1 pseudogene is annotated in these 1,247 nt (G+C 56.3%); it reads right to left on the bottom strand.

Annotated features, from left to right (window positions below):
- Positions 1 to 114 precede the first annotated feature (114 nt).
- Positions 115 to 1,181 (bottom strand): annotated as a pseudogene (locus tag ACKWCC_RS19320) (IS3 family transposase); the annotation flags it as partial.
- Positions 1,182 to 1,247 lie beyond the last annotated feature (66 nt).

Below are 1,247 nucleotides of genomic sequence, written 5' to 3'. Positions count from 1 at the left end.
TGAAAGCTACCCTGTCTTCGTAGTATTCAAAACTAGGGATTTCCAATCATTGTTGTTGATGTTCATGTCGTGTTGAAATGTGGGTATCTCTTTTTTGAGATATCCATATTTCAATGCGAAGCGTGTCGGCGGGTTGTAGGCCAGCGAGCTGTGGGGCCGCTCGTTGTTGTACATCCACATCCAGGCCGAGGTCATCAATCTGGCCTGTTGGATCGTTTCGAAGCAGTAGCAGTCCAGCACCTCGGTACGGTAGGTACGGTTGAAGCGCTCCACGTAGCCGTTCTGCGATGGTTTGCCCTTCTGGATGAACTTGAGTTCGATGCCGTTGTTACCGCACCAGTCCGTCAAGGCCTGGGCGACGAACTCAGGGCCGTTGTCCACCCGCAGGCGCTGCGGTCTTCCCCTCCACTCGATAAGTCTGTCGAGTTCGCGCACGACCCTTTTGCCGTTGATGCTGCGGTCGATGGTGATGTTCAGGGCCTCGCGGTTGAAGTCGTCGATCACGTTGAACGAGCGGAACGGTATCCCGCCTTGGATGGCGTCCTGCATGAAGTCCATGCTCCAGGTCAGGTTCGGGTAGAGCGGCTGCACCAGCGGCTCCTTGACCCTGGACGGCAATCTTCGTTTATACTTCCTTCTCAGGTTCAGGCCCATCTCGGTATAGATCCGGTATACCTTCTTGTGGTTCCATCCGTGGCCCAGATCCCTCAGGCGGTGGTGCATCATCCAGAAGCCCCACCGGGTGTTGGTCTCGGCCAGTTCGGCCAGGGCCTCCCGGACCTCCCCGTCGTCCCTCGGACGGGGCACGTAATAATATACCGATTCCCGTATCCCGAACAGCTTGCAGGCCCGCCGCTTCGGTATCCCGTGCCGCTTATGGGCGTAGGACACCAGTTCGCGCTTGGCGGCGGGCCTCAGAGCTTTTTTTCGATCACGTCCTTCAGCACACGGTTGTCCAGGCACGCCTCGGCGTACATCTTCTTGTACTGGGCCACTTCGGCCTCGAGCTCCTTGAGCCGCTTCAGTCGGCTCGCGTCCATCCCGGCATACCTGCCCTTCCAGTTGTAGAAGGTCCCTTGGCTGATGCCGTGCTCGCGGCAGATGTCGGCCACTTTGACCCCCTTCTCGTACTGCCGGATCATCCCGATGATCTGGCTCTCTGTAAACTTGCTTTTTTTCATTGTCCCAAAATTTAAAGTTACTCATTTTCCCATTTTAGAGCACTCCGGATTTTGGGGTAGCTTTCA

The organism is Maribacter aquimarinus, from assembly GCF_047345505.1.
GTDB lineage: Bacteria > Bacteroidota > Bacteroidia > Flavobacteriales > Flavobacteriaceae > Maribacter.
The sequence above is the reverse complement of the archived record's forward strand: the minus strand, read 5'-3'. Positions and strand labels throughout refer to the sequence as shown.